The sequence below is a fragment of the Vibrio sp. S457-15 genome (assembly GCF_000960545.1).
In the GTDB taxonomy this organism is placed as follows: domain Bacteria; phylum Pseudomonadota; class Gammaproteobacteria; order Enterobacterales; family Vibrionaceae; genus Vibrio; species Vibrio parahaemolyticus.
Genome location: NZ_JYOQ01000177.1, coordinates 313,469 through 334,264 on the forward strand (window position 1 = coordinate 313,469; position 20,796 = coordinate 334,264).

The following is a 20,796-nucleotide window of genomic DNA, read 5'->3' on the forward strand; positions in this document are numbered from 1 at the left end:
GGAGGCTAAGCAGGATAGAAAAATGAGCTGACATAGTTGTTAAGCTTTCCACAAATTTAAGTTAACAAATTAGTACCGCACTCCTTGGAGCGCGTCAACCCTAAAGTCGATTTTTTATTCATATCGGATGAGTGGTTTAATAATAGTCAGCGAATACATCGACACATTCAATCAATTCAAAGTGCAATCAGTTAAAAGTGAAGGAAACGTGCTAGAACCTGAGCGTGGCGACAAAGATCACAGCCTAAAGCTTTGTGTTATCAAAATTCAGGTATAGGGATTGCGACTTATCACACAAAGGTCTTAATTGCTTGGCGAAAATACGCGCTGACCATTTATAGTAGTGCAGTTGCATTAGGTGAAGAGAAACAGAAGGTAAAGGATTCATGGTCACAGCAAAACAACTTGGACGTTCGGCACTCGCATTAACATTGATCAGCTTATCTGGTTGTCAGCTGTTTCAATCAAACACGAATGCTGAGGTGGCTTCTCCGGTGATCGTGAACGATCATGCGCAAAGTATTATGGTGATCAGCGATCAAATGGACATGTACTTAAGCAGTGAAGGGCGGGAATCTTTCTTAAATCAAATGCTGGTGGCGCTTGAGTCGGACAGCCGAGATAAATTCAAAGGCAAAGATCCTGACACCTATTCGTGGTGGAAGATCCGCGTGCAACCTAATGAGTGGCAACAAGCTGAGATAGTCAGACCAGTAGAAGAGGGAGTGGATACCTCTAACAAGCTGGAGTTTATGGATGTCTCCTATCGTTCAAAAACGGGGTTAAATTTACGCTCTAAACCGAGTGTAGAGAGTACAAAGCTGGGGCAACTTGAAAAAGGCGAAGTGTTCAATGCGTTGGCGAGAGTAGAAGGAGAACCTTGGATTCTGGTTGAACAAAAAGGCGTTATTAAGGGCTACGTGCATCAAGATTACGTACGCAGCAACGTAGTGAATCGCGATATTTTGTCGACTCAACCGAATCCGTTGTTCGATGCTCAGCAAGCGACTCATTCTGTATCGAGTGCCCGACACGAGCTGCTGGGCAGCTACACTTGTCGAGCGCTGAGCTATGAGTTAACCAAAGACGGTGATGTTACCACGGGGTCATTACGCGCATGCCGCAAAAAACGCAAAGTTTGGTATATCGATACGCCGTCAGCCTCACCAGCTAACCCTTCGTAATTCTTATTGCTTTTATTGATGTGTTTAACGGTATGGTTGGGCACATCAATGTGCGCTATTCCGTCCATTCTACTTTTGTCACTAATTGTCCAACTTCCCGTCATGTAGCTGTCACCTAAACCTCCTACTTTGCACACAAAGGCGTTGTCAAAGTAAGGGAAGGTCACATGCGAACCATTGAGACAATCACACAGCCAATAGCAACCATCGCTAAGTTTGATTTAGCATTCTCTAGCGTATGTCTTCAGCATCGTTTTAACCAACAAGTTGCCAACATCAGTAAAGGCGTTTCGCACAGTGGAGATGGGCATCTCTACGTCGTCTTAGGGCTGTTAGCTTGGTATTTAGATAAAGAACACGGCTCTTGGTTTATGTTAGCCGGATTGCTGGCATTTACCGTCGAGCTACCCATTTACTGGACGCTAAAAAACAGCTTTAAACGCCGTCGTCCCGAAGAACTGAGCGCTTTGTTACCTGCTTTTATCACCCCTTCTGATCGCTACAGTTTACCGTCTGGACATACTGCTGCTGCGTTTGTCATGGCAACACTTATCAACCATTACTATCCAGAACTCGGTTATGCCGCATTCTCTTGGGCGAGCTTAATTGGCACGGCGCGTATTTTGCTTGGTGTCCATTTCTTTACTGACGTCATCATAGGGGCGCTGTTGGGAAGTGCGTGTGGTGCTCTAGCTATTGCGATCGTAGGAGGCTAATGAATGAAAATTCTATACGGTGTTCAAGGTACGGGAAATGGCCATATCGCACGTGCTCGTGCAATGAGCAAGGCATTTGAATCGCACGATGTGCAGGTCGACTTTCTTTTTTCTGGGCGAGCACCGGAGAAATACTTTTCAATGGAAGCGTTTGGCGATTATCAGACTCGTCGCGGTTTTACGTTTGTGACGGAAAAAGGCTCGGTCAATTACGCCAAAACGGCCTTGAACAACAATTTGATTCATTTTTTCAAAGAAGTGAACCAACTCAACCTGGCGCCTTATGATTTAATCATCAACGACTTTGAACCCGTCACGGCTTGGGCTGCTCGTCAACAAAATAAGCCGTGTATCGGTATCAGTCACCAAAATGCGTTTCGCTATCCAGTGCCTCTGAAGGGGGCGAGCTGGCTGGATAAATCAGTACTTGAGTATTTTGCTCCATCTCAACATCAGCTTGGATTGCACTGGTATCACTTTGATCAGCCGTTGCTACCGCCCATCGTTCACACTTTGGATAACCAAGCGGATAACGATGATTTCGTGTTGGTGTATTTACCGTTTGAGTCGATTGAGGACATCTGCGACTTGTTGTTCCACTTTAATCAGCAGACGTTTATTTGTTATCACCCCGAAGTGATAGAAGTAGAGAAAGTGGAGAATATAGAATTGCGTCCGCTGTGCCACACCAACTTTCAGCACCATCTACATCGTTGCTGTGGGGTCATCGCCAATGGTGGTTTTGAATTGCCTTCAGAAGCACTTTCTCTTGGCAAAAAACTGCTAATGAAACCACTGGCAGGACAATTTGAACAGCAGAGCAACGTAGCCACACTTGAAGATCTTGGGTTAGCCACTGCAATGGACAGTTTAGACATTTCTACCGTACGTCAGTGGCTCAAAGAGCAGCAAGCTGAGAGTGTTAAATACCCCGACGTTGCACAAGCCATCGTGAATTGGGTTTTACAAGGGGCGTGGGATTCGCAAGAAGAACTCTCCAAACAGTTGTGGGAGCAGGTGGATTTTCCGAGCTATGTATCCAATATCTAAGTTTGTTTGCTCGGATTGTTTGTGGCAAACACATAATAACTATTAACTACCTATTATTACGTTTCTTCCAACATTCCTACATGGTACTTGATGCAGCTTTTCGATTTCGAAGGGCTGCATTTTTATTCCCTCTCGTTCATTTCTATTCATTGTTTAATTGCAGATTATTTGACTGATACGCGCAAATTTACGCCAAAGACATAGGCTGTGTTTTTTGGTCTGTTGGTTATTGATAGGTGGGGTAAATGTGTTTCGATGTTTGTTCTTAGTCTTATCAATTTGCTAAATACATACTCAAAGAGTGTGGTTTTAGTTGTTTTATAGTTTTTTATGTTTTTCTCAATTTGTTGATTTTAAATGACTAAATACCTAAGTGGCTAAAATTTAGTGATTAAATATCAATCTAGTTGCTAAACCCCAATCGATTAGTTGATAGTACGCTTCGAGCCGGAATTATCCGGACGATAAATATAATAAAAATTAGGTTTCTATTCGTAAAAATGATTCGAATCCAGCCGCCGTCTTTTGTGCGAGATGGGATTCTATTCGTTATGAATTCATTGAAACAATTTGACGATTACAAAAGAGGCGCACTCAATGTTAGAGAAGAAAGATGCGATGAGCGCAATTGCTAGCTACCGTATGGAAAGCACTTTGCGTGGTGTAGATTTGAACCTACTGACTGTATTTGATGCTGTGATGCAAGAGCAAAATATCACTCGTGCAGCACACAACTTAGGCATGTCTCAACCGGCAGTAAGTAATGCCGTGGCACGCTTAAAAGTGATGTTTAACGATGAACTGTTCATGCGTCAGGGCCGTGGTATTCAACCAACTCAACGTGCGCGTCAACTGTTTGGCCCTATCCGCCAAGCATTGCAACTGATCCGTAATGAATTGCCAAGCTCGGTATTCCAACCAGAGTCGTCAACTCGTCTATTCAAGCTGGCGATCTGCAGCCCATGTGACATGCGCTTTGCGCCAAAAATCATGGCGAAGATTAATCAACAAGCACCTAACGTTCAGCTGCATCTAGACGCGGAATTTGACCGTCTTCTTTCTGAGCGTATGCGTTACCAAGAAATCGACTTCGTGATCGATTACGCTCGTTTTGATGAGCAAGGTTTCTCAAGCACAGAAATCTTCAAAGATGAATTGGTGGTTATCGCTTCGAAAACGCACCCACGTATTCAAGGTGGCGTAAGCGCCGAGCAGCTAATTAACGAAAAGCACGCGAAACTGTCTAAAGTTCACGGTCAACGTAGCTTCTCTGAGCAGGCGTACCGCGAGCTTGACTGCCAAGCTGCGTACGAAGGTTCAAGCCTAAGCAACTTGCTTTACGTTGTTAGCCAATCTGAGTTAGTGACTATCGCACCACGCTGGATGGCGGAAAATGCGGTGAACAGTGACCAACTGCAGATTCTAGACTTCCCATTTGCGAACAAAGAAATCAGCGGCTTCCTTAGCTGGCATGAATCAAGTGAAAAAGACAAAGGCCACATTTGGCTACGTGACCAGCTAATGGTGACGTGTGGTGAAGTGGTTGCATCAAAATAAGTTTATTATTTGGTCTGATGAACTGGTCAGACTGGATTTGTAATCATCAATTTTTACAATTGTTTGGCCCCGAGAGACGCTTGCCTTTCGGGGCTTTTTATTTAGGTTAATTAATAAGCGAAACAGCAAGTTATTTTGCCTAAACCTCCATCAACTTCAATTGGGCCTTGAGTTCATTAGTGATAGTTGTCTCTTATTAGTGATAAGTTTGATACTGGTCAGTTGCGTTTTAGCATTGCGTGAGTACACTTGTTCGCTCAAATAGCTTACGCCTGTAAGCCAAAAGGTAAGTAAAAGAATGGCCAAGTTAGATTTTCATATCGTTAAACGTATTCGTGAACAAATTGCGAACGGTGGTACCCGCGTTGCACTGAAACATAAAGTAGCAGGAGCATGGCAAGGTATTACTTGGGAGCAGTTTGGTCAGCAAGTTGATACTTTATCGCTTGCACTTTTGGCTCAGGGTTTAGGAGTCCAAGATAAGATCGGCATTTTCTCAAACAATATGCCGCAATGGACGATTGCTGATTTCGCCGCACTGCAACTGCGTGGCGTGACGGTGCCTATCTACCCAACCAATACTGCTGCTCAGTCGGCATACATCATCGACAACGCAGACGTAAAAGTTCTGTTTGTTGGCGAACAGCCTCAGTTTGATGCTGCTGTGAGCATTTTTGAACAATGTGAGCAGTTAGAGCTGATTGTTGCGATGTCGGACGATATTGAGCTTGGCGATCATGACTTTGTTATCTCTTGGAAAGACTTTGTCGCAAAAGGTGATACTAGCCATCAAGCTGAACTTGATGAGCGTTTGGAACAAGCGAAAGTCGAAGATTTGCTTACGCTGATCTACACCTCAGGTACTACGGGTCAACCTAAGGGCGTGATGTTGGATTATGGCAACATCGCAGCTCAGCTAGAAGGTCACGACCAACGCTTGAGCTTATCTCAAGATGATGTTTCTTTGTGTTTCCTTCCGCTTTCACACGTATTTGAACGCGCTTGGACATTCTACGTATTATACAAAGGTGCGACGAACTGTTACTTGCAAGACACTATGCAGGTGCGCGATGCCTTGAGTGAAGTGCGTCCAACCGTGATGTGTGCGGTTCCTCGTTTCTACGAAAAGATTTTCTCAGCGATTCACGAGAAAGTGTCTCGAGCACCGATTCATCGCAAGATCATGTTTACTTGGGCGGTGAACATGGGCGCGAAAATGGCACTTTGCCATCAAGAAAAGCGCAAACCTTCGATGATGCTGCGCAAAGCACACGCATTAGCTGACAAGCTGGTGCTCAGTAAGCTGCGTGCACTGCTCGGTGGTCGTATCAACTTTATGCCATGTGGTGGCGCGAAGTTGGATGAAACCATTGGTCGCTTCTTCCATGCTATTGGTATCAACGTGAAGTTGGGCTACGGCATGACAGAAACCACCGCGACGATTTCGTGCTGGGATGACAAGTGCTTTGATCCGGATTCTATCGGTATGTCGATGCCTGGCGCGCAAGTGAAGATTGGCGAAAACAACGAGATTCTAGTTCGTGGCCCGATGGTGATGCGCGGTTACTACAAAATGCCAGAAGAGACCGAAAAGACGTTTGATGAGCACGGTTTCTTAAAGACCGGTGATGCTGGCCATATTGATGAAAATGGCAACCTGTTCATCACCGATCGCATTAAAGAACTGATGAAAACCTCTGGTGGTAAATACATTGCACCGCAAATGATCGAAGGTGCGATTGGTAAAGACCACTTCATTGAGCAGATTGCGGTGATTGCCGATACACGCAAGTTTGTTTCTGCGCTGATTGTGCCGTGTTTTGACTCTCTTGAAGAATATGCGAAAGAACTGAACATTGCATACCATGACCGAGTTGAGCTTATCAAACATCACCAAGTGGTCGAAATGCTTGAGAAGCGAGTGAATGAACTGCAAAAAGAACTGGCGAAATTTGAGCAAGTTAAGAAGTTCAAACTGCTACCAAGAGCTTTCTCTATGGACGATGGAGAGTTAACGCCAACGCAAAAACTGCGTCGTAAAGTGATTAACGATAAATACCAAGACGAAATCGAAGAAATGTACAACGAAAAGTCAGATAAAAAGTAACAAGCACTGACTTAGATTTCAGATTGATGAAAAGATCCCCAGCCATACCTTTTGGTATCGTTGGGGATTTTTGTATGTGCAGCAGTTCGGCTTGATGATGCAGATAACGGGTGAATTTCTGATGTTTGGGTAAATCTCTGTGAAATTATGTTCTTTTTTTTGTCGTTATGTTTTTTGATCGTGCTGCTTATTTGCGCTTAGTTGGCTTCTATTCCTGTTATCGTTCTGCTTTCTAGTGTCTTGTTTAAAAACTAGACATATCTCTCATTAGACCCGTTGCTAATAAACCGTTACATTTGTTGATGAACCTTGCGGGATATTATGACGAACGCAAGACATAGCCGAAAACGTGGAAGTATTTCGATTAGGCTACGAATAAGACCTAGACTATGTAAAACCAGACCAAACCGTTGACCTTACGGTGTGGAATTCTGGGTAAGGAGAGCAATTATGACAGCAATGTTGTCAGGTGCAGAGATGGTGGTGCAATCTCTGATAGAGGAAAACGTAGAGCAGATCTTCGGTTATCCGGGTGGTTCCGTTTTGGATATCTATGATGCACTGCACGCAAAAACCGACCAAATTAAACACGTACTAGTAAGACACGAACAGGCTGCGACGCACATGGCTGATGGCTACGCTCGCGCAACAGGTAAGCCGGGTGTGGTACTGGTATGTTCAGGGCCTGGCGCAACCAATACCATTACCGGTATTGCAACGGCGTACATGGACTCCATCCCGATGATCGTGATTTCAGGGAACGTGCCAAACAGCCTGATTGGTAACGACGCTTTCCAAGAATGTGACATCGTGGGCGTCTCTCGTCCGGTAGTAAAACACAGCTTTTTGGTGAAAAAGGCGGAAGATATCCCTGAAACGATCAAAAAAGCCTTCTACATTTCAACAACGGGTCGTCCTGGGCCAGTTGTGATTGATTTGCCAAAAGACGTAATGAATCCGCAAATCAAACTGCCTTACCAATATCCAGAAAGCATCTCGATGCGTTCATACAAGCCAACCACTTCGGGTCATAAAGGCCAAATCAAGAAAGCACTGAAGTCTTTGATTGAAGCGAAAAAACCGGTGCTTTATGTCGGTGGTGGCGCAGTCATTTCTGGTGCTCACGAACATATTTTAGAACTGGCAGACAAACTTAACCTGCCAGTTGTCAGTACCTTAATGGGCCTAGGTGCATTTCCGGGCACTCACAAAAACTCGCTTGGTATGTTGGGGATGCACGGTACCTACGAAGCCAATATGGCGATGCACGAAGCGGATCTGATCTTCGGTATTGGGGTACGTTTTGATGACCGCACCACCAATAACCTTGAGAAGTACTGTCCAAATGCGAAAGTGATGCACATTGATATTGATCCGTCGTCGATCTCTAAAAACGTCAAAGTGGATCTTCCAATCGTAGGCTCTGCTGAAAAAGTACTGACTACTATGCTTGGTCTACTGGCAGAGCAAGATTGTGGCAACGATGAAGCGGCGATCACTAAGTGGTGGGATGATATTCAAGTGTGGCGTGATCGTCAGTGCTTGTCTTACGAAACGTCGTCGGATCGTATCAAGCCACAGCAAGTCATTGAAACACTGCACAAGCTAACCAATGGTGATGCGTATGTGGCGTCTGATGTAGGCCAGCACCAAATGTTTGCGGCGTTGTACTACCCATTCAACAAACCTCGCCGTTGGATCAATTCGGGTGGCTTGGGCACAATGGGCTTCGGTCTTCCTGCTGGTATGGGCGTTAAGTTCGCGATGCCTGAAGAAGAAGTGGTGGTGGTGACGGGTGATGGCAGTATCCAGATGAACATTCAGGAGCTATCGACGGCCATGCAGTACGATATTCCTGTGAAGATCATCAACCTTAATAACCGATTCCTCGGTATGGTAAAACAGTGGCAAGACATAATTTATCAAGGTCGCCACTCTAACTCTTACATGAGTTCTGTTCCGGATTTTGCTGCGATCGCAGAAGCTTATGGTCACGTCGGCATTCGTATCGAAACGCCAGATCAGCTCGAAGAAGGGCTACAAAAAGCGTTGGATATGAAAGATCGTTTGGTGTTTGTTGATATCAACGTAGACGAAACCGAGCACGTATACCCGATGCAAATTAAAGGCGAAGGTATGGACAAGATGTGGCTAAGCAAAACGGAGAGAACTTAATATGAGACACATTATTTCATTGCTATTGGAAAACCAACCGGGTGCGTTGTCTCGTGTTGTCGGCTTGTTCTCTCAACGTGGTTACAACATTGAATCATTGACCGTATCGCCGACGGATGACGAAACGTTATCGCGTTTGAACATCACAACCACATCGGATGAAATGCAGCTGGAGCAAATCCAGAAACAGCTACACAAGTTGATTGATGTACTGAAAGTGCAAGAAGTTACTGAGTTTGAACACATTGAACGTGAACTGATGATGGTGAAAGTGAAAGCCAGTGGTTTTGCTCGAGCGGAAGTGAAACGTACGGCAGATATTTTCCGTGGACAGATTGTGGATGTCACCGCTTCTCAGTACACCGTGCAGCTTGCTGGCACCAGTGAAAAGCTCGACGCGTTCATCCAAGCCATCTCCGAAGTCACCGAAGTGGTCGAAGTAGCACGTAGCGGGGTAGTAGGTATTGCCCGTGGAGAACGAGCGTTAAAGCCTTAACAAGCCTCATATCTGACCGAAAAGCCACTGTATTACAGTGGCTTTTTGTTTAGATGCTGCCAAATAATGATATAATTGTCGTTTTAGTAGGCATCATAGGCTGTAGGACGCGTGAAAGTAAAAAAGCTGGTCGGCACATTATTGGCGACAGCACTATTCTTTAGTGCCCTCACCGCCACCTACTACTACCAGAAATACCAAGCCCTCTTAGCGAATAATGTTGAAAACACCGCCAAAGAAGCCTTACACCAACTGGCTTACACCGGGCGCGAATACAACAATATTCAAGATCAGATAGAAACCATCAGCGACCTACTTGGTCACAGTCAAAGCCTTTACGATTACTTACGTGAACCCAGTAAAGCCAATCTGACCATCTTAGAGAACATGTGGAGCTCGGTTGCTCGCAACCAAAAACTGTACAAGCAGATCCGTTTTCTCGATACCTCTGGCACCGAAAAAGTTCGCATTAAATACGATTTCAAAACCAGCATCGCTGGCCCATCATTGATCCTTCGAGATAAATCTGCGCGAGAGTATTTTAAATACGCGCAGAGTTTGGATAACGAGCAAATCTCAGCTTGGGGGATTGAACTTGAAAGGGACAAAGGTGAATTGGTTTATCCGCTAAGTCCGTCACTACGCATTTTGATGCCAATTTCAGTGAATGACGTTCGACAAGGTTACTTAGTGTTGAATGTCGATATCGAGTATCTGTCATCCCTTCTCAACTATTCACCAGTGCGAGATTTCCACATCGAGTTGGTTAAGCACAAAGGCTTTTATATCGCGAGTCCTGACGAGTCGCGCTTGTATGGCGATATTATTCCTGAGCGTTCTCAGTTTAATTTCTCGAACATGTATCCAGATATATGGCCGCGAGTGGTATCTGAGCAAGCGGGGTACTCTTATAACGGTGAACATTTGATTGCGTTTAGCTCGATTAAGTTTGTCTCCAACGAGCCTTTGCATCTCATCATCGACCTCTCGAATGAGCAGTTGTCAAAAAGAGCGACGCGCGACATCAATGACCTTATTCAAGAATCCTTGTTTGTATTAAGTCTTGTACTGGTTTTCACTTTGCCAATTACCGCGTTGGCGCTGCATTACCGTCGCCATAGTGTGGAATCGAAGTTAGCCCGTGCCGCACTCGATGGTATGACCGCCGTCATGATTTCTGACGCATCGCTCCGCATCATCATGGTCAACCAAGAGTTTGAAAACATGATGGGTTATTCTACCGAACAAGTGAAAGGCTCGAATGCCCACAGCCTGATTTTGCTTCCTGAAGACCTCGAAGAGACGCTAAACATTTGGAATAAGTTAGGGCGCGAGAATGTTTGGGAAGGCGAAGTACGCTGCCGTACCCAATTGAATCATGTGTTTACGGCGATCATGCGTATCCAAGCGAACTTAACAAAGTCCGGTAAAATCAGCTATTACATCACTTCGCTGGTGGATATTTCTGAACGTAAAGCGTTGGAAGAGCAGCTGCGCAACTTAAGTGAGAAAGACGGTTTGACTGGACTGTGGAACCGCAGAAAGTTTGAAGAACAATTAACCCACTACGCGAATATTGTAGAACGTTATCCTGATACACCGACGACGTGTTTGGCTTTGTTTGATATTGACCACTTTAAGCGCATTAACGATGAACGCGGTCACGATGAAGGGGATAAAGTCATTTGTAGCGTCGCAGAAACGTTACTCCGTGAAGTACGCACTACGGATTTTGTTTCTCGTGTTGGTGGTGAGGAGTTTGCGGTGATCATGCCTCATACTACAGTTAAAGAGGCCGAAGTGGTGCTCAATCGTTTACGAGTCGCGGTTCAGCTGCGAAGCAATATGACCGTTACCGTCAGTGCGGGTTATAGTGACCTCACTGCCGACCGAACTCGAAGTTATAAGTGCGCAGATATCGCGCTGTATGAATCCAAAAGCGCTGGCAGAAACTGTGTTTCTTTGTGTCATAGCATTGATGATATTGCTTAGTTCACATGAGCGAGAGAACCGTTTATACCAAAAAGAAAAAATCGGGATATACCCGATTTTTTCGTTAATAAGCGAGTTGATTTGGCGTGACGTTTATAGCGGGTTGTCGATGGCGGTTTCGACACATTGCAACGACTTCAACAAATAACGATCCAGAAACTGCACCGCATCGTCACTATTTTTAGACAGCGACAACTTCATGATCATCTCTTGTTCATCGATATTACAGTGACCTTGATTGTTCGTTCCTAGCACTTGCATAGCAAAGTAATGGTAACGCTTGATCTGGTTTAAAATATCTCGGAAGAAGGTAAACAAATTGTGCGAGTTCGCCCCCTCAAGCAACGCCTCAAGAAAGTGATAGTGGCGTTCTTCCCATTCTCTCCAGCAAAAGCCTTGGTCGAGATTCACTCTAGATAGTTTGTGGTATGAAGTTAGGACGTCCAGTTCCCAGTTCTCATCACCTGTCATGATCGCCTTTTTCAATAGAAATGAAGCCGTCATCCGTAGGCTTTCATACAAGTCATTCAACTCATGCTTACACACTGGCGCAACCCAGCAGCCTTTTTGTGGCGCGAGTTTGACGTATTTGCTCCACGATAGCTGAACCAATGCTTCGCGAATAGGGGAGGCACCTACGTTGTATTTCTCTTTTAGCTCTGCAACCACAAGTTTTTGACCAGGTTTTAGCTCACCAGTCAGGATATCCTGACAGATCATTTTTGATACTTTGTCGGTAAGAGTGGGACTGGACACATACACCTCATAGAATTTTTTATCGTGACGACAAAATTAAACAGTACGCAGTTCTGCGTGAGGTGAATGATACAGGTAGCGTATTATTAGAGCAAGAAAGCCATATAAAAAAAGAGGGCATAAGCCCTCTTTCTCAATAAACTGAAGTGTTAAAAATTCAGTCTTATAGTACGTGTACAGAAGCTGTGTTCGTAGTACCTGAAGCGACTAGAGCACCAGAAACCATTACTACGATGTCGCCTTTGTTACCTAGACCAGATTCTAGAGCAAGTTCTTTACCTGCTACGTAGAATGCGTCAGTGCTTTCGATAGCGTCAACAACAACTGGAGTAACACCCTTAGTTAGAACTAGCTGTGCAGCTGTCTTAGTGTTAGTCGTTAGCGCTAGGATGTTTGCAGTTGGGAAGTACTTACGTACTGAACGTGCAGACTTACCACCTTCCGTTGCAACAACGATAAGAGGTGCAGCTAGTTTTTCAGCTGTGTCTACAGCGCCTTTACATACTGCTTCAGTGATGCGTAGACGTGGGCTATCTAGACGTGAACCTAGCTCAGCTTTTAGTACAGAGTCTGTACGTTTAGCGATTTGAGCCATGATAGTCACTGCTTCTACAGGGTACTTACCTTTAGCAGTTTCACCAGAAAGCATTACTGCATCAGTACCGTCCATTACTGCGTTAGCAACGTCGCCTGCTTCCGCACGAGTAGGACGTGGGTTGTTGATCATAGAATCAAGCATTTGAGTCGCAGTGATAACCATCTTACGTGCACGGTTACACTTCTCGATCATCATCTTCTGAGCGAAGATTACTTCTTCTGCTGGGATTTCAACACCTAGGTCACCACGAGCAACCATGATGCCGTCAGAAAGTTCTAGGATCTCGTCGAAGTTATCAACACCTTCTTGGTTTTCGATCTTAGAGATGATGTGGATGTTCTCGCCGCCGTTTGCAGCAAGTACTTCACGTATTTCTTGAACGTCAGAAGCTTTACGGATGAAAGAAGCAGCAACGAAGTCAACGCCTTGCTCACAACCGAATTTAAGGTCGTTCTTATCTTTTTCAGATAGAGCAGGTAGGTTTACAGAAACGCCAGGAAGGTTAACACCTTTGTTTTCGCCTAGAGCACCGTTGTTAAGAACTTTACATTTAACTTCAGTGTCAGTTGTTGCGATAACTTCCATTTCGATTAGACCGTCGTCTACTAGGATAGTGTTACCAACGTTTAGGTCAGCTGCGAAGCCAGCGTAAGTTACTGCAACTTTGTCTTTGTTACCTACAACTGAAGTGTCAGTTGTGAAAGTGAATTCTTGACCAGCTACTAGATCAACGTCGTTACCGCCTTCTAGTTTGATAGTGCGGATTTCTGGACCTTTAGTATCTAGAAGGATTGCTAGTTGTTTGCCAGTAGCTTCCATTACTTTGCGGAAGTTCGCGATACGAGTGCCGTGTTCTTCGTAGTCACCGTGAGAGAAGTTAAGACGCATTACGTTCATGCCTGCGTTTACTAGTTCAGTTAGCTTCTCTACAGATTCAGTTTTAGGGCCAATCGTACAAACGATTTTGGTCTTTTTCATGGAAGATACTCTCCGGTAAGTATAGTTACAATTTGAAAGTCGGTTATTTACTCTGAAGTTAGGCGCTTTTGATGACATTTAGTGCCTGCCATCCACCGATTTTCCGCCGTATTATTGAACTTCAGATTCTGAAAGTCTTTCACCAAGTTTAGTCATTTTATGACTAAAAGATCGGCGATTTTGGTTACCTTTTTGTGACTAATCCCACTTTATATGCAGAAAGTTGCAAAAAAATAGCCGTCAGTTCTGTAATTTTTTTTCTTTTCGGTGGCGAATTCTACCACCGAATGAATCCAATATCACTGTTTAAGAATTGTCTTAGGACAAGGTTTTATCGAGAAATATTAATTTTTTGGATCAAAATAAATGGACTTGAAAGTTTCGGTTTGACTATAATAAGTTTCACATCGAAACTTAAATTCAAAACGTAAATGTCGAAACGAAACACTCAACTGAGAAGACACGCGATTTCCAACATGGTAAATGAGCTCGGAGAAGTCAGTGTTGATGAACTGGCTCAAAAGTTCGAAACCTCAGAAGTCACGATTAGAAAGGACTTAGCTTCTCTAGAAAAAAATGGACAACTTTTACGCCGATACGGTGGTGCGATTGCCATCCCTACGGAAGTTATTCATGAAGAACTAAGCTCTAATGTTTCGACTCGAAAGTTAAGTTTGGCGAAAGCTGCGGCATCATTGATTCGCGACCATAATCGCATCGTGATAGACAGTGGTAGCACGACCGCTGCGTTGATTCAGCAACTGAACGACAAACGTGGCTTGGTAGTCATGACCAACTCATTGCATGTCGCCAATGCCCTTAACGAACTAGAGAGTGAACCCACTCTGCTAATGACCGGCGGAACTTGGGATACGCACTCTGAATCCTTTCAAGGCAAAGTAGCCGAATCTGTATTACGAGCTTACGACTTTGACCAGCTGTTTATTGGTGCGGATGGCATCGATTTGGAGCGCGGAACCACAACATTTAATGAGTTGGTTGGCTTAAGTAAGGTGATGGCAGAAGTTTCTCGTGAAGTCATCGTTATGATCGAGTCCGAAAAAATCGGCCGTAAGATCCCTAACTTAGAGCTCGCTTGGCATCAAATTGATGTGCTGGTCACCGATGCGGATATCCAACCAGAGCACAAAGTACAGATTGAACAACATGGCGTGAAAGTCATTTGCGCCTAATCTAATAATGTAATCAGTTTCATATTTCGCTTCCCTCTGAATACAGGCCTTTGCTTGCTGCCTCTATCTGAAACATGGCTAGGGAAGAACAAAACTACAAACGGAGATAAACACATGTGTGGAATCGTAGGTGCAGTAGCACAACGAGATGTTGCAGAAATTTTAGTTGAAGGCTTACGCCGCTTGGAATACCGCGGTTACGACTCTGCGGGCGTGGCAATTGTTGACGCTGAAGCGAACCTAACGCGCATTCGTCGCCTAGGTAAAGTACAAGAGTTGGCGGACGCGGTTGATGAAGCGAAAGTGGTTGGCGGTACTGGTATTGCTCACACTCGTTGGGCGACGCACGGTGAACCTTCTGAAATCAACGCTCACCCGCACATGTCTGGCGACATCACGGTGGTTCACAACGGTATTATTGAAAACCACGAAGAGCTGCGCGAGCTGCTTCAATCTCGTGGTTACGTATTCGAATCGCAAACGGATACAGAAGTTATCGCACACATGGTTGAGTGGGAACTGCGTACAGCTGAATCTCTACTAGAAGCGGTACAAAAAACCGCGAAACAACTTGAAGGCGCATACGGCACAGTGGCGATGGACCGTAAAGACCCATCTCGCATCGTCGTAGCACGTTCTGGCAGCCCAATCGTGATCGGTTTTGGTGTCGGTGAGAACTTCCTTGCTTCTGACCAACTTGCACTTCTTAACGTAACACGTCGCTTCATGTACCTAGAAGAAGGTGACGTAGCAGAAATTACTCGCCGTGACGTAACGGTTTTCGATGTGACTGGCGAACGTGTTGAGCGTGAAATTACCGAATCAAACGCAGAGCACGATGCAGGTGATAAAGGCCAATACCGTCACTTCATGCAAAAAGAAATCTATGAGCAACCTAAAGCGTTGATCAACACAATGGAAGGCCGCATCACGGCTGACTCTGTTGTAACTGATGCGATCGGTGTGCATGCGGCAGACATTCTAAGCAAAGTAGAACACGTACAAATCGTCGCGTGTGGTACGTCTTACAACGCAGGTATGACAGCGCGTTACTGGTTTGAAGACATTGCTGGCGTGAGCTGTGACGTCGAAATCGCATCTGAGTTCCGTTACCGTAAGTTTGTGACTCGTCCAAACAGCCTTCTTATTACGTTGTCTCAGTCTGGTGAAACAGCTGATACGTTAGCCGCTCTTCGCTTAGCAAAAGAGAAAGGTTACATGGCGGCAATGACCATCTGTAACGTAGCGGGTTCTTCTTTGGTTCGCGAATCCGATTTTGCATTCATGACTCGCGCTGGCGTCGAAATCGGCGTGGCTTCAACCAAAGCGTTCACGACTCAGCTTTCTGCACTACTTATGCTGGTAACAGCACTGGGTAAAGAGCAAGGTCGCATCAGCAAAGAGAAAGAAAAAGAGATTGTCGAAGCGCTACACGCACTTCCTAAGCAAATCAACGCGGCACTTTCTTTCGAGAAAGAAATTGAAGCACTAGCAACGGATTTTGCAGACAAGCACCACACATTGTTCCTAGGCCGTGGCGAGTTCTATCCAATCGCGATGGAAGCGTCTCTAAAACTGAAAGAGATCTCTTACATCCACGCAGAAGCGTACGCGGCGGGTGAACTGAAACACGGTCCTCTTGCGCTGATTGATGCAGACATGCCTGTTGTGGTGGTTGCACCAAGCAACGACCTACTTGAGAAGCTAAAATCAAACGTTGAAGAAGTGCGTGCACGTGGCGGTCTTCTATACGTATTCGCAGATGCAGACGCAGGCTTCGAAGGCGATGAAACAATGAAGATCATCACGATGCCTCACGTTAGTGAAATCACGGCGGCGATCTACTACACCATCCCAATGCAGTTGCTGTCTTACTACGTAGCACTGATCAAAGGTACGGACGTAGACCAACCACGTAACTTAGCGAAAGCGGTAACGGTTGAGTAATAACGCTTAACAGAAAAAATCCTAAGCGGCACATGCGAGAGTATGTGCCGCTTTTTTTGTCTTGTGCTAAGCGTGATGGAGCGCTCAAGCGCCTTCGCCAGTAAGTTGCTTTCATGACAAAAATGTCATGTTGTTGAAAGGGTGGTGTCAGAGGCGGTGTTCAATAATGACCTCATTGAAAACAAGCACTCAAAGGTTAACAACATGAACGCAATCAAAACTGCTCTTTTTGTAACGGTAATGGCAATGACTAGCGCATCTGCATTCGCTCAACCACTTTTCACTGGTGGCAACTACGTGAGCCGCGAAGAGATGAAAACAATCTCAGTTACGCCGACGGCAACGTCAGATGAGGCTTATCAACAGGCACTGTCTGAACTCAATTCACTTAAAACCATGACGGCTCGTGAATTGAATAAAGAGCTCAATATCCTGACGTTTAATGTGAAGTCTCGCAGTACGCATTTAAAAGATGGTGGCTTCGTGACCGTGCAAGAACGCATGAATGAAGATGGTCAGTTGGAATATTTGGGCAAAGTGAATGTCAAAGTGCATTATGCCGAACGCGATAACAATCGATAATGGTTTGCCAATGGGGAAGAGTATGGTGTGGTTCACATCATGCTCTTTTTCGAGCTTTATACTGGGTTCTCATCCTCCCGCTAACACACTAGGTAAGTAAAGTTGAAAATATTGATCGTCGAAGATGAGCACAAAGCCGGAGAATATCTGCAAAAAGGTTTGATTGAATCTGGGTATGTGGTGGATTTAGTGCATGATGGGGTCGATGGGCTTTATCACGCTACCAGTGAAGAATATGACTTAATCCTCCTCGACATTATGTTGCCTAAACTCGATGGTTGGCAGGTGCTTAACACATTGCGCAGTAGTGGGATTCACACCCTAGTGATCATGCTGACAGCGAAGGAGCAAGTGGAAGATCGCGTGCGCGGTTTTGAGCTGGGTGCCAATGACTATGTGGTAAAACCTTACGCGTTTGCAGAGCTACTGGCGCGTGTTCAAAACGTATTTCGTCATCATATTACCGCGCAAGTGGTCGCATCGCCGCAAACATTACGTGTGGCAGATTTAGAACTTGATATGATCAAACGCGTTGCCACGCGCGCGGGGCAGTCGATGTCGCTTACCGCCAAAGAATATGCTCTGCTTGAGTTGTTGATGCGCAAAACTGGCCAAGTGCTTTCACGTACCACCATTGCGTCGTTAGTGTGGGATATGAACTTTGACAGCGATACCAATGTGATTGATGTGGCGGTCAAACGTCTGCGTAGCAAAGTGGACAAACCGTTCGATAAACCTCTGATTCACACTGTCAGAGGGATGGGCTACAAACTCGAAGAGAGTCGTGATGCCTAAGTTCTCGCTGCCTTTTTCCATGAAAAACAAGCTCGTGCTGATGTTTGTTAGTATGACGTTTGTGACCTATTTTTCTTTGGCTTTCATCCTACAGTACGCCATTGAGCGCCACTTTTATTCGCAAGATTTCAGCTATATTTCCAGTAAGTTCAATGCCATTGAGAACGAGTTAAAACGCTCGCCAGAGGATGTGTTCAAGCAAGCGAATAACAGCACGCTCTACATGTGGGTGTTTGAAGGCAAGCAGAACGTGTATCAGAATTCGAGCCTGACGATTCCTCAGAGCCGAGCCTACAGCATTAGCTCACCTCAGGTCTTAAATCACGAGCGCGCCATCGAATGGAGTGAGGACTCGCTGAATATTCGCGCGTTTGCGTTTCAAGCTGGGGAATATCAGGTGGTGTTCGGTATGAGTATCAATCACCATATTTTGTTTTTGGATAAGCTCGACTGGATTTTGTTTTGGGCGCTCGGTTTGGCGTTTGTGATTTCTTCAGCGTTGAGCGGTTGGATGGTAAAACGTGGGTTGAAGCCGATTGTGGGATTGAATCAGCACATTCAACAGATATCCCCAGAGCAAATGGGCATTCGTCTCGACCCCGATTCGTTGCCAATAGAACTGCGCGAGTTAGCCAACAAACACAACGCGATGCTCGATAGGTTGCAAACTGGTTTTCGCCGCTTGAGCGAGTTTTCTTCTGATATAGCACATGAGTTAAAAACGCCACTCACCAACATTACTACGCAAAATCAGGTCATTTTAGGTGCGTGTCGAACGCCTGAAGAGTATCAGGATGCGATTGCCTCAACGTTGGAAGAACTCAACCGCATCACGAAAACCATCAACGATTTGCTCTACATTGCCAAGGCTGAAAACAAGCTCATTCATCGCCATGACGAAGTGTTTGCGGTGCAGGAGGAAATTGACCGCTTGGTCGCGTATTTTGAAATATTGGCCGAAGATGCCGAGGTGCGAATCGTGAGTTCAGGCGACGGTCAGCTCTATATGGACAAAAACATGTTTGAGCGTGCGGTGGGCAATTTGCTCTCCAACGCGATTCGTCATGCGTATGCTGATTCAACCATTGTGATTGACGTTCAAGAGGTTGATGAACAGGTTACGGTATCGGTCAGCAACCAAGGTGATACCATTGCCGAGCAAAACTTACCGTACCTTTTCGACCGTTTTTATCGCGCAGACAAATCTCGCCAACATGTAGGTAGCGTAGGTGCAGGGCTAGGTTTGTCGATTACCCAATCTATCGTGCAGGCGTATGAAGGACAGATAAAAGTAACATCAGATAAAGACAAGACGCGGTTTGTTATGATGTTGCCATCGGCAGGTGTCAATGGAAGTGATAAGTCAGTTGAAGCATAAAAGGCAAGCCTTGACTTGCCTTTTGAGACTCAAACTTGTTTGAAGTTATTTGGGTTATTGGCCCAGTTGATGAGCGGTTAGAATAGCAGAGTAGACATTTTCTGCCGTAACTGGGAATGGCATATTGTGGATGGTTTCTCCCTCGGCCGTTGAAGCTTCGGCGACCTCGCGCAATTTATCGTGATTAAGCTCTTTAACGCCCATATCAAATAAGTTGGTTGGTAGACCTACAGAGCGGCAGAAGGCGAGAACCGTATTAATCTCTTCCATCGCTGCGTTTTCTAGCACCAATTGAACAAGTGTGCCGAACGCGACTTTCTCACCATGATAGAGATGGTGACACTCTTCGAGCTTGGTTAGGCCGTTATGAATAGCGTGAGCGCCCGCCAGGCCACTGCTTTCAAAACCGATACCGCTTAGGTATGTGTTGGCTTCAATAATATTTTCTACCGCTTTGGTGCTCACACCATTTTCTACCGCAGCTTTTGCTTTTAAACCATCTTCAAGCAAGGTTTCATAACAGAGCTTCGCAAGCGCTTGCGCTGAACGTGTCGCTAAACCACCAGCCATTGTTGCCTTACCAGAGGTCATGTTGGCTCTGGCTTCAAAGTAGGTGGAAAGCGCGTCACCCATCCCCGATACCAGTAGGCGAACTGGGGCTTTGGCGATGACTGATGTATCCATGATGACCATGTCTGGATTTTTAGGGATCATCAAGTATTCCGCAAATTCACCTTCTGGTGTGTATATCACCGCAAGAGCAGAGGTTGGCGCATCAGTCGAGGCAATCGTAGGAACCACCACGACAGGAATTTTGGTGTAAAACGCAACGGCCTTTGCTGTATCTAAGGTTTTACCACCACCAATACCGACAATGACATCATGTTTTTGAGTCGCACAAATGTCCGTGATGCGTTCAATCTCAACGCGCGAACATTCGCCACCAAAAATGTTCATAGTGAGTGGAAGCTTCTCGTCAGCAAAGCTTTGTTTGACGTCATCACCAACCAGGTTAGTCACGAACTCATCAGCAATTACTAACGGACGTTCACCTAATGTTTTCACATAGTGAGCGATAGATGTAAGTACTTGTTCACCTTGGACGTATTTGCTTGGGCTGATAATAATTTTGTCCATAATTCAAACCTTTAACCTTTTTTATGTGTGTTTTTGACTGCAATGAAAATCCATTGTAGCGATAAGGTTTATATTAGGTTTGGTGTGGTAAGTGGTGAAGGATATCTCTGGTTTTGTTCCATGCTTTTATGACCTCTGTGTCAAACCGACTGTCA

At 45.2% G+C, this 20,796-nt stretch carries 16 protein-coding genes; 13 read left to right on the forward strand and 3 right to left on the reverse strand.

Translation table 11 applies throughout. The features are described from left to right. Nucleotides 1–386: 386 nt before the first annotated feature. The 8 genes from UF05_RS21160 (at nt 387) to UF05_RS21195 (ending at nt 11,277) form a co-directional block, all read left to right on the forward strand. Entirely contained in the window at nt 387–1,184 is a 798-nt protein-coding gene (locus UF05_RS21160) for an SH3 domain-containing protein (RefSeq protein WP_005459508.1), read from the forward strand. A gap of 167 nt (nt 1,185–1,351) precedes the next feature. Then, entirely contained in the window at nt 1,352–1,900 is a 549-nt protein-coding gene (locus UF05_RS21165; protein ID WP_005496985.1) for a phosphatase PAP2 family protein, read from the forward strand. 3 nt (nt 1,901–1,903) lie between these two features. Next, entirely contained in the window at nt 1,904–2,950 is a 1,047-nt protein-coding gene (locus UF05_RS21170; RefSeq protein WP_005480521.1) for an MJ1255/VC2487 family glycosyltransferase, read from the forward strand. A 597-nt stretch (nt 2,951–3,547) separates the two neighbouring features. Beyond that, nucleotides 3,548–4,507, forward strand: a complete 960-nt coding sequence (calR, locus tag UF05_RS21175) for a LysR family transcriptional regulator CalR (RefSeq protein WP_005459522.1) — start codon at nt 3,548–3,550, stop codon at nt 4,505–4,507. Nucleotides 4,508–4,805: 298 nt separating this feature from the next. After that, nucleotides 4,806–6,614, forward strand: a complete 1,809-nt coding sequence (locus tag UF05_RS21180; RefSeq protein WP_045544841.1) for an AMP-dependent synthetase/ligase — start codon at nt 4,806–4,808, stop codon at nt 6,612–6,614. Between the two features lie 450 nt (nt 6,615–7,064). Next, nucleotides 7,065–8,789 carry an acetolactate synthase 3 large subunit gene (locus UF05_RS21185; protein ID WP_005480580.1) on the forward strand — a complete coding sequence of 575 codons (1,725 nt, stop codon included), beginning with the start codon at nt 7,065–7,067 and terminating at the stop codon, nt 8,787–8,789. A gap of 1 nt (nt 8,790) precedes the next feature. Beyond that, nucleotides 8,791–9,285 (forward strand): acetolactate synthase small subunit, encoded by a 495-nt coding sequence (gene ilvN, locus UF05_RS21190; protein WP_005459526.1) that lies wholly within the window; start codon nt 8,791–8,793, stop codon nt 9,283–9,285. A 111-nt stretch (nt 9,286–9,396) separates the two neighbouring features. Next, nucleotides 9,397–11,277: a sensor domain-containing diguanylate cyclase gene (locus UF05_RS21195; RefSeq protein ID WP_024700383.1), complete on the forward strand. Its 1,881-nt coding sequence runs from the start codon at nt 9,397–9,399 to the stop codon at nt 11,275–11,277. A 93-nt stretch (nt 11,278–11,370) separates the two neighbouring features. On the opposite strand, the gene UF05_RS21200 is transcribed toward UF05_RS21195, so the two are convergent. Together UF05_RS21200 and pykF are read right to left on the reverse strand one after the other, a co-directional pair. Next, nucleotides 11,371–12,039, reverse strand: coding sequence for a GntR family transcriptional regulator (locus UF05_RS21200; RefSeq protein WP_005480529.1), 669 nt, complete (start codon nt 12,037–12,039; stop codon nt 11,371–11,373). Nucleotides 12,040–12,196: 157 nt separating this feature from the next. Further along, nucleotides 12,197–13,609 (reverse strand): pyruvate kinase PykF, encoded by a 1,413-nt coding sequence (gene pykF, locus UF05_RS21205; protein ID WP_045544842.1) that lies wholly within the window; start codon nt 13,607–13,609, stop codon nt 12,197–12,199. Between the two features lie 431 nt (nt 13,610–14,040). On the opposite strand from pykF, the gene UF05_RS21210 reads away from it, so the two are divergent. From UF05_RS21210 to UF05_RS21230, 5 genes are all read left to right on the forward strand, one after another. Next, nucleotides 14,041–14,802: a DeoR/GlpR family DNA-binding transcription regulator gene (locus UF05_RS21210; RefSeq protein ID WP_005453786.1), complete on the forward strand. Its 762-nt coding sequence runs from the start codon at nt 14,041–14,043 to the stop codon at nt 14,800–14,802. A gap of 114 nt (nt 14,803–14,916) precedes the next feature. Further along, on the forward strand, nt 14,917–16,749 hold the full coding sequence (gene glmS / locus UF05_RS21215) for a glutamine--fructose-6-phosphate transaminase (isomerizing) (RefSeq protein WP_005453795.1): 1,833 nt from the start codon (nt 14,917–14,919) through the stop codon (nt 16,747–16,749). 204 nt (nt 16,750–16,953) lie between these two features. Continuing rightward, complete coding sequence (locus UF05_RS21220; protein WP_005496993.1) at nt 16,954–17,331, forward strand: DUF3316 domain-containing protein; 378 nt, start codon at nt 16,954–16,956, stop codon at nt 17,329–17,331. Between the two features lie 102 nt (nt 17,332–17,433). Then, nucleotides 17,434–18,126: a heavy metal response regulator transcription factor gene (locus UF05_RS21225; protein ID WP_045544843.1), complete on the forward strand. Its 693-nt coding sequence runs from the start codon at nt 17,434–17,436 to the stop codon at nt 18,124–18,126. Continuing rightward, nucleotides 18,119–19,504 (forward strand): heavy metal sensor histidine kinase, encoded by a 1,386-nt coding sequence (locus tag UF05_RS21230; protein ID WP_045544844.1) that lies wholly within the window; start codon nt 18,119–18,121, stop codon nt 19,502–19,504. Before UF05_RS21225 ends, UF05_RS21230 begins: the two co-directional genes overlap by 8 nt. Nucleotides 19,505–19,558: 54 nt before the next feature. On the opposite strand, the gene UF05_RS21235 is transcribed toward UF05_RS21230, so the two are convergent. After that, entirely contained in the window at nt 19,559–20,641 is a 1,083-nt protein-coding gene (locus UF05_RS21235) for a glycerol dehydrogenase (RefSeq protein ID WP_025631419.1), read from the reverse strand. Nucleotides 20,642–20,796: the final 155 nt, after the last annotated feature.

Bases quoted from the DNA above. Each gene is read 5' to 3' on its own strand.
- UF05_RS21170 (WP_005480521.1), top strand. From the start codon at position 1,904: ATGAAAATTCTATACGGTGTTCAAGGTACGGGAAATGGCCATATCGCA.
- ilvN (WP_005459526.1), top strand. From the start codon at position 8,791: ATGAGACACATTATTTCATTGCTATTGGAAAACCAACCGGGTGCGTTG.
- UF05_RS21230 (WP_045544844.1), top strand. From the start codon at position 18,119: ATGCCTAAGTTCTCGCTGCCTTTTTCCATGAAAAACAAGCTCGTGCTG.
- UF05_RS21180 (WP_045544841.1), top strand. From the start codon at position 4,806: ATGGCCAAGTTAGATTTTCATATCGTTAAACGTATTCGTGAACAAATT.
- UF05_RS21220 (WP_005496993.1), top strand. From the start codon at position 16,954: ATGAACGCAATCAAAACTGCTCTTTTTGTAACGGTAATGGCAATGACT.
- UF05_RS21185 (WP_005480580.1), top strand. From the start codon at position 7,065: ATGACAGCAATGTTGTCAGGTGCAGAGATGGTGGTGCAATCTCTGATA.
- UF05_RS21160 (WP_005459508.1), top strand. From the start codon at position 387: ATGGTCACAGCAAAACAACTTGGACGTTCGGCACTCGCATTAACATTG.
- calR (WP_005459522.1), top strand. From the start codon at position 3,548: ATGTTAGAGAAGAAAGATGCGATGAGCGCAATTGCTAGCTACCGTATG.
- UF05_RS21210 (WP_005453786.1), top strand. From the start codon at position 14,041: ATGTCGAAACGAAACACTCAACTGAGAAGACACGCGATTTCCAACATG.
- glmS (WP_005453795.1), top strand. From the start codon at position 14,917: ATGTGTGGAATCGTAGGTGCAGTAGCACAACGAGATGTTGCAGAAATT.
- UF05_RS21235 (WP_025631419.1), bottom strand. From the start codon at position 20,641: ATGGACAAAATTATTATCAGCCCAAGCAAATACGTCCAAGGTGAACAA.
- pykF (WP_045544842.1), bottom strand. From the start codon at position 13,609: ATGAAAAAGACCAAAATCGTTTGTACGATTGGCCCTAAAACTGAATCT.
- UF05_RS21165 (WP_005496985.1), top strand. From the start codon at position 1,352: ATGCGAACCATTGAGACAATCACACAGCCAATAGCAACCATCGCTAAG.